The organism is Nocardia sp. NPDC059177, from assembly GCF_042755165.1.
Taxonomy (GTDB): Bacteria; Actinomycetota; Actinomycetes; order Mycobacteriales; family Mycobacteriaceae; genus Nocardia.
Genome location: NZ_JBHZBX010000025.1, coordinates 67,548 through 74,779, shown reverse-complemented (window position 1 = coordinate 74,779; position 7,232 = coordinate 67,548). Strand labels below are relative to the sequence as shown.

Annotated in this window: 7 protein-coding genes; 3 read left to right on the top strand and 4 right to left on the bottom strand. The window is 72.7% G+C overall.

Annotation, left to right across the window (positions count from 1 at the left end; translation table 11 throughout):
- Window positions 1–343: 343 nt before the first annotated feature.
- A complete protein-coding gene (locus ACFXK0_RS25600; protein WP_379413383.1) occupies window positions 344–1,093 on the top strand; it encodes an AAA family ATPase in 750 nt (249 codons plus the stop codon).
- Here the strand turns inward: ACFXK0_RS25600 and ACFXK0_RS25595 are convergent.
- A complete protein-coding gene (locus ACFXK0_RS25595; RefSeq protein WP_379413382.1) occupies window positions 1,047–1,997 on the bottom strand; it encodes a diacylglycerol kinase family protein in 951 nt (316 codons plus the stop codon). The two genes, ACFXK0_RS25600 and ACFXK0_RS25595, sit on opposite strands and share 47 nt — an antisense overlap.
- Complete coding sequence (locus ACFXK0_RS25590) at window positions 1,994–3,622, bottom strand: FAD-binding oxidoreductase (protein WP_379413381.1); 1,629 nt, start codon at window positions 3,620–3,622, stop codon at window positions 1,994–1,996. Before ACFXK0_RS25590 ends, ACFXK0_RS25595 begins: the two co-directional genes overlap by 4 nt.
- Window positions 3,623–3,819: 197 nt before the next feature.
- Here ACFXK0_RS25590 and ACFXK0_RS25585 point away from each other — a divergent pair, with 197 nt between their 5' ends.
- Both ACFXK0_RS25585 and ACFXK0_RS25580 read left to right on the top strand, forming a co-directional pair.
- Complete coding sequence (locus ACFXK0_RS25585; RefSeq protein ID WP_379413380.1) at window positions 3,820–4,440, top strand: TetR/AcrR family transcriptional regulator; 621 nt, start codon at window positions 3,820–3,822, stop codon at window positions 4,438–4,440.
- Window positions 4,430–5,980 (top strand): FAD-dependent oxidoreductase, encoded by a 1,551-nt coding sequence (locus tag ACFXK0_RS25580; RefSeq protein WP_379413379.1) that lies wholly within the window; start codon window positions 4,430–4,432, stop codon window positions 5,978–5,980. The genes ACFXK0_RS25585 and ACFXK0_RS25580 overlap by 11 nt, the downstream gene beginning before the upstream one ends.
- Before the next feature lie 17 nt (window positions 5,981–5,997).
- On the opposite strand, the gene ACFXK0_RS25575 is transcribed toward ACFXK0_RS25580, so the two are convergent.
- Together ACFXK0_RS25575 and ACFXK0_RS25570 are read right to left on the bottom strand one after the other, a co-directional pair.
- The gene (locus tag ACFXK0_RS25575; protein ID WP_379413391.1) at window positions 5,998–6,570 is read right to left on the bottom strand and encodes a GNAT family N-acetyltransferase; all 573 of its coding nucleotides are present in this window, start codon (window positions 6,568–6,570) and stop codon (window positions 5,998–6,000) included.
- Window positions 6,570–7,229 carry a TetR/AcrR family transcriptional regulator gene (locus ACFXK0_RS25570; RefSeq protein ID WP_379413378.1) on the bottom strand — a complete coding sequence of 220 codons (660 nt, stop codon included), beginning with the start codon at window positions 7,227–7,229 and terminating at the stop codon, window positions 6,570–6,572. Before ACFXK0_RS25570 ends, ACFXK0_RS25575 begins: the two co-directional genes overlap by 1 nt.
- Between the last annotated feature and the right edge of the window lie 3 nt (window positions 7,230–7,232).

The following is a 7,232-nucleotide window of genomic DNA, read 5'->3' as shown; positions in this document are numbered from 1 at the left end:
ATCAGGCGCCGTGGCGTAGGCGACGAAGGAGCAAGCCACGGTGCCTGATCGACGGGACCCAAGGGGGCGCGAACTCGAGCGCGCCAGCGCTCCAACAAACACAGACGGAATCTTCGGTGGATGAGGGACACCGAAGATTCCGTCTACGTGTGTGAGCCTACCGGCGTTTCGACGCTGTAAGCCGAATCCATATGGAATTCTCAGCTTCGCCGGGTGGAGTTGTCACGGTTCACATCGACGCACCGTGCGACACGCGGAAAGCCTTGTCCGGCAACACGCTCCGCGAGAAGTTCAGGGTCTCCCCGGATTGCCGAATTGTCTGTTTTCGCGGAGTCTGGAGAGGGTGACACCCCCGCTCGATTCCGCTGCCCCCGTTCCCCGACCCGCGCCGCCTCGCACCGTGGCCCCGGTCGCCCTGTTGGACCTGCGCGCGAGCGAGGTCGCGGAGCTCCGCTACCCCGCCGCCTGCGTGCTGGTCTTCGCCGGTGTCCCGGGCGCGGGCAAATCCACTGCGCTGCACCGGTTCTTCGCCGCCGGGCCCGACGCCGAGGAACCCGTGCGCACGCCCACAGGCGCACTGGTGCTCGATTCCCATCACACCCGTAACCGGCTGCGGCATCGGCTCGGCGCGATTCCGTACGCGCTGTGGCGCCCGCTGGTGCACCTGCTGCACTATCGCGCGATCCGCGACGCCCTGCGCGCCGCCGACGGGCCGGTCGCCATCCACGACTGCGCCACCTTCGGCTGGAGCCGCAGGCTCATCACCCGCTGGGCCGTCGAGGGCCGCCGCGAGCTGCACATGGTGCTCATCGATGTGCCCGCCACCCAGGCCAGGCACGGGCAGTTCACCCGGGGCAGACGTGTCAACGGGCTGGCTTTCACCGCCCACTGCCACCGCTGGGAACGGATGATGCGCGAGCTCGGCGCCCGCACCGGGACCTCGGCCACCAGCGCCGACGCGACGCCGCTGGCGGCCGCGTCGGCGGTGATCATCGACCGGCCGACTCTCAGCGCGGTCACCCGGATCGTGTTCGATCCGCCGGAACTCAGGGCACCAGCACCGTCAGCGCGCCCGGCATCGCCTGCACCGTGACCGGCAGCATGCCGGCGGGCTCGCCGTCGGCGGTGGCGTAGCCGCCGGGCGCGGTGACGGTGATGCGGCGTGCCCGGTAGCGCTTGGTCGCGGGATGGTCGATCCGCTTACCCGCCGACAGTGCGGGCAGCAGCCGCGCCATCTCCAGCCGCGACACCGCCCCGACCACGGTGATGTCGAGATAGCCGTCGTCGTCGGCGGCCTCCGGGCAGACCAGCATGCCGCCGCCGTAGGTGCGGGTGTTGCCGATCGGCGCCATCACGGCGGCGGTCTCGACGACGGTGTGGTCACCGGCCGGATTGTCCAGCGCGCCCGGCGCGAGGCCGGACAGTTCGATCCGGAACGGCAGGGTGTAGCCGCGCATGAGCTCCGCGACCGCGGCGAAGGTGTAGCGCAGCGGACCGCGTGGGTACCGCATCTCGTTGGCGCGCAGGGTGACTCGCGCGTCGAAACCGGTGCCGACGACGGTGGCGAACCAGGTCGGCGTCTCGTGCGGCGACTCGATGCGGCCGAGATCGATGGCGCGCGAACGGCCGCGCAGCACGATTCCGGCGGCCGCGCGCGGGTCGTCGACCGGCACGCCGAGCGCGCGGGCCAGGTCGTTGCCGGTGCCCGCGGGCACCAGCGCCAGCGGCACCGTGCTGTGCGCGAGCGCGGGCAGCAGCGCGTTCATCAGGCCGTCGCCGCCGACACACACCACCGCGTCGGGTCGGTCGGCGGCGCTGGTCACCGCTGCGCGGACCCGATCGACCGACTCGGCCGCGCTGTCCTCGCGCACCTCGGTGACCGCGACACCGCTGCCGAGCAGGACGTCGAGTACCGCGCCGGTCACTCCGTCACCGCGGCCCGCACCGGAGTGCGGGTTGGTCACGACGAGTACGCGTCGCACCGAATGTTCGTTCACGGCACCAGCTTTCCAGGATTGAGCACCCCGGCGGGGTCGAGTTCCCGTTTCACCGCGCGCAAGACCCGCACGCCCAGCTCACCGACCTCGGCGCTCATCCACGGCCGGTGGTCGGCGCCGACGGCGTGGTGGTGGGTGATGGTGCCGCCGGCGGCGATGATCGCGTCACCGGCCGCGCGCTTGGCGAGGGCCCACTGCCCGAGCGGATCGTCGAGCTGCTTGGCGACGACGGTGAAATACAGCGAGGCGCCCGTCGGGTAGGTGTGCGAGATATGGCACATGACCAGCCCCGGCGTGCCCTGGGCGCTGAGCGCGTCCATCAGCGCGCCGGTGACCTTCGTTTTGAGGTTGGCCAGGTTCGACCAGGTGGTCGCGGTCTCCAGGGTCTCGCACAGCACGCCGACATCGAGCAGCGCGTCGCGCAGGTACGGCGCGGCGAAGCGGCCGTGCTCCCACTGCTGGGCGGCGGTCTCGCCCAGTGCCGTGCCGCCCGCGGCGGTGAGCAGCGCGGCCGCCTCCGCGGCACGGGCCGCGACGTGGGCTGCGGTTCCCTCGTAGGTGGTGATGGCCAGGCAACCGGCGACGGGTGCGCCGCCCACATCACCGGAGCGGGCCAGGTTCAGGCCGGTCTCGGCCTCGTCGGACAGGCGCAGCACCGTCGGCGCCGCACCCGCCTGCACGACGCTGCGCAGTGCGGTGGCGCCGGTGGCGAAGTCGGGGAACGACCACGCCTGATAGGCGGTGGTCTCGGGCACCGGATGCACCCGCACGGTGACGGCGGTGATGATGCCGAGGGTGCCCTCGGAGCCGACGAACAGTTCGCGCAGGTCGGGCCCGGCCGCCGAGGCGGGGGCGCGGCCGAGGTGCATCGGGCCCTGCGGGGTCGCGACGGTCAGCCGCTGGACCATGTCGTCGAAGCGGCCGTAGCCCGCCGAGGCCTGACCCGACGACCTGGTCGCCGCGAAACCGCCGATGCTGGCGAATTCGAAACTCTGCGGGAAATGCCCGAGCGAGAGCCCGTGCCCGGCGAGCAACTGCTCGGCCCGCGGGCCGGTGAGCCCGCCGCCGAGGGTGGCGGTGCCGGCGATCGGGTCGACCTCGGTGAGGGTGTCGAGGCGGCGCAGATCGATCGCCAGGACGGTGCCGAACTGCCCGCGCACCGGGTCGACACCGCCGACGACGCTGGTGCCGCCGCCGAACGGGACCACCGCGACGGCGTGCTCGGCGCAGTACCGCAGCAGGGCGAGGACCTGCGCGTGGTCGGCGGGGAAGGCCACCGCGTCGGGCGCGTCCTGCGGGCCGTCGGCGCGGCGGCGCAGCAGGTCCGGGGTGCTCTTGCCGCCCGCGTGGCGCAGGCGGACGAGGTCGTCGGTGCTGAGATGTTCGTCACCGACGAGCGCGGCCAGTCCGGCCCGATCGGTCGCGGTGAGCGTGCTGGGGCGCAGCGGCACCTCGGCCGCGGCCCGGCGCGCGACGGGTTCACCCGAGATCCCGAACACCTGCGCGAGCAGGCCACGGATCTGCGGGGACAGGGGCTGGTGTCCTGCGGGGACACCCCAGGCGTCCCACACCATGTCCGGTGCCACGGTGGCGGAGCCGGGCTTGTGCTCTTGCATCTCGACCATGCGTTACATAATGACATATAGTGTCAAGCAGTAACCAACGAAATGTCCTCGAGTTCGGCACCCGAACACTGTCGGATGTCACTGCCGCCGTTTCACGGCGACGAGCTCACCGGACCGCTCGATACCCTTGGGCGTTCCAGCACGACCATCGGCGTCACATCCCCGGCGCCCATCGAACCCACCGGCGGTGACCCACGATGATCGACCTCGCGACCCACGCTGACGAGCAGCTCTCGCCCACCGATGTGGCGATCCTCGATGCCACCCGGGCCTGCGTCGTCGACTTCGGCGTGCGCCGCACCACGCTCACCGAGGTGGCGCGGCGCGCGGGGGTCAGCAGGCCGACGGTCTATCGCCGCTGGCCCGACACCGGGTCGCTGATCGCGGAACTGCTGGTGCGTGAGCTACGCACGATCGTCGCCGCGACCATGCCGGACACCGGCCTGGGCCGGGACCGGCTGGTCCACGGCATCGTCGCCGGTGCGGCCGCGATCCGGGCGAACGCGGTGTTCGCCAAGATCTTCCGCACCGACACCGATCTCATGCTCACCTACGTGTTCGGCCGGCTGGGCCGCAATCAGCGCACACTCATCGAGCTGTTCGCGACCGCGATCCGGCTCGGCCACGCCGACGGGTCGATCCGGGCGGGCGAGGCCGAGCAGATGGCGGCCATGCTGCTGCTGATCACCCAGTCGGCGGTGCAGTCGGCGGGCACGGTGGCCCCGCTGCTGGCCGGTGCGGAGTTCGACGTCGAGTTGTCGAGGGCGATCGAGGGTTACCTGATCCCGCCACGCGACAAGGACTGTGATGACTCCTGATGCCCACCCCGCCCTCGACGCGACCCGCCGCACCGCCGACCTCACCGCCCTCGGCGATCACCCCGACGTCGATGTGGTGGTGATCGGCGCGGGCGTCACCGGCGCCGGCGTCGCGCTCGACGCCGCCGCGCGCGGACTGCGCACCCTGCTGGTGGAACGCCACGATTTCGCGTTCGGCACCAGCCGCTGGAGTTCCAAACTGGTGCACGGCGGGCTGCGGTACCTGGCGAGCGGGCGCGTCGGCATCGCGCACGAGAGCGCGGTCGAGCGCGGCATCCTGTTGCGCACCACCGCACCGCATCTGGTCCGCCCGCTCCCCCAGCTCGTGCCGCTGCTGCCCGGGATCAAGGCCACCCAGAGTTCGCTGATCCGTGCCGGTTTCGCGGCCGGTGACGCGCTGCGGATCGCCGCGCACACCTCCGTCGACACGTTGCCGCGCTCGCGCCGGGTCGCCGCCGCCGAGGCGCTGCGCCTCGCGCCGACCGTGCGTCGCGAGGGTCTGCGCGGCGGTCTGCAGGCCTGGGACGGCCAGCTCGTCGACGACGCCCGCCTGGTCGTCGCGCTGGCCCGCACCGCCGCCGCCCAGGGCGCGACCGTGCTGACCAGAACGGCCGCGGTCACCGCGACCGGTGACTCGGTGCAGCTGCGCGACACGATCAACGGCGAGACGCTGTCGATCCGCGCGCGAGCGGTGATCAACGCGACCGGGGTCTGGGCCGGCGAGCTCGACCACAGCATCGAACTGCGGCCCAGCCGCGGCACCCACCTGGTCTTCGACGCCGCCGCGTTCGGCGGGCTCAGCGCGGCGCTCACCGTGCCGGTGCCGGGCAGCATCAGCCGCTTCGTCTTCGCCTTGCCCGCCGCGCACGGCCGCGTCTACCTGGGCCTGACCGACGAGGACGCGCCCGGCCCGATCCCCGACGAGCCCCAGCCCACCGAGGCCGAGATCGACTTCCTGCTCACCACCATCAACACCGCGCTGCGCGAACCACTGACCCGCGCCGACATCCGCGGCCGTTTCGCCGGCCTGCGCCCCCTGCTGAAGACCGCCGAGGACAGCACCGCCGACATCTCCCGCGAGCACGCGGTCCTCACCTCCCCCGACGGGCTGATCACCGTGGTCGGCGGCAAACTCACCACCTACCGGCAGATGGCACAGGACGCCGTCGACGCCGCGGTGGCCGCCGCCGGTCTGCCCGCCGCGAACTGCCGCACCGCCCGGCTGCCGCTGGTCGGCGCGGTCGCCGGCGCCGCCCGCGACCGTATCGACGCGCCCCCGGTCCTGATCGAGCGCTACGGCAGCGAAGCGAGCCGGATCGTCTCGGCCTGGCTCGCCGACCCCGCCCTGCGCGAACCGGTCGCCCCCGGCATCGACGTCACCGTCGCCGAATTCGATTTCGCCATCACCCACGAGGCCGCCATCACCGTGGACGACCTCCTCGACCGCCGCACCCGCATCGGCCTGGTCCCCGCCGACCGCGCCGCCGCCCTACCCGCCGCCGCGTCGGCGATCGCCCGGCACGCCACCGTCGACAGCTGACCGGCCCGCTGACACCCTCAGCCGGCCGACCACCTGCCCAGCTCGGCGCGCATCGAGGCGCGCGGCCATTCGTCCAGGCCATGGGCGATCTCGGCGGCGCGGATGGCGCGGAGTTCCGGGGTTTCCTCGGCGGCCGGGATGTAGTGGAAGCCGAGGCGCTCGTAGTACGGGCCGTTCCACGGGACCTGGGTGAAGGTGGTCAGGGTGATCTCGTGCAGGCCGTGAGCGCTGGCCCAGGTCACCGCGTGGTCGATCAGGCGTTTGCCGATGCGCAGGCCGGCGTGCGCCGGGTCGACGGAGACCTGGTCGATGTGCGGTTGCCCGTCGACCAGGCCGAGCACCAGGTAGCCGATCGGGTGGCCGGCCGGGTCGGGCCACACCCAGGCCCGCTCGGCGGTGATGAACTCGCGCAGGGTGTCGGCGGTGGGCGGCTCGTCCTCGGCGACCGCCGTCATCCCCACCTCGGCGAAGGGCGCACCGGCCCGGCGTTCGATCTCCTGCAGTGCCGCGATGTCGGCCTCGGTGGCGAGCCGGATCGGCCCGCCGACGGGTTCGCTGCGGGCGGCGGTCTGCGGGACGGGGCCGCGCATCACGCGGGGACCGGGGTGGCCAGGATGCCGTTGAGCAGGGCGCGCAGAGCCCAGCGGGCCCTGGCCTCGCCGTCACCGTCGAGCAGCTGCGCGCGCAGTGCGACCAGGGTGGGATACCGGTCGGCGGGCAGCTCGGCGAACCGGCGGGTGATCTCGGTGAGGTAGGCCGGCTCGGTCCCGCCCGCGGCGCAGGCGGCCTCGGCGGTGATGTGCAGGTGGATCAGGTCGACGGCCCAGGCCGCGGTCGCGGGGTCGAGGCCGCCCTCGCGGAGCAGCGCGAGCACCTGTTCGACGACGCCGAGCGCGTGCCCGGTGGTCGGGATCCGGCCGAAGGCCACCATGGCCAGGCCCTCGTGCCGGCCGAGCGCGTCGATGACCGTCTCGACCAGGGTGGTGAGCCGCACCCGCCAATCACCCTCGGTGGGGACCGCGACCGTGGACAGCACCTGGTCGAGCATGCCGGTCATCAGGTCGTCGCGATTGGCGACGTAGACGTAGAGCGAGGCGGCCCCGGTGTCGAGCTCCTGGGCGACGCGGCGCATGGTGAGCGCGGCCAGGCCGTCGGTGTCGAGGATGCGCAGTCCGGCCTCGATCACGATCTCGCGGCTCAGTGGCGCTTTCGCCGGTCGGGCCCGGCGACTGACGGGTGCGGCATTCATGGG

Bases quoted from the DNA above. Each gene is read 5' to 3' on its own strand.
- ACFXK0_RS25590 (WP_379413381.1), bottom strand. From the start codon at position 3,622: ATGGTCGAGATGCAAGAGCACAAGCCCGGCTCCGCCACCGTGGCACCG.
- ACFXK0_RS25570 (WP_379413378.1), bottom strand. From the start codon at position 7,229: ATGAATGCCGCACCCGTCAGTCGCCGGGCCCGACCGGCGAAAGCGCCA.
- ACFXK0_RS25580 (WP_379413379.1), top strand. From the start codon at position 4,430: ATGACTCCTGATGCCCACCCCGCCCTCGACGCGACCCGCCGCACCGCC.
- ACFXK0_RS25585 (WP_379413380.1), top strand. From the start codon at position 3,820: ATGATCGACCTCGCGACCCACGCTGACGAGCAGCTCTCGCCCACCGAT.
- ACFXK0_RS25575 (WP_379413391.1), bottom strand. From the start codon at position 6,570: ATGCGCGGCCCCGTCCCGCAGACCGCCGCCCGCAGCGAACCCGTCGGC.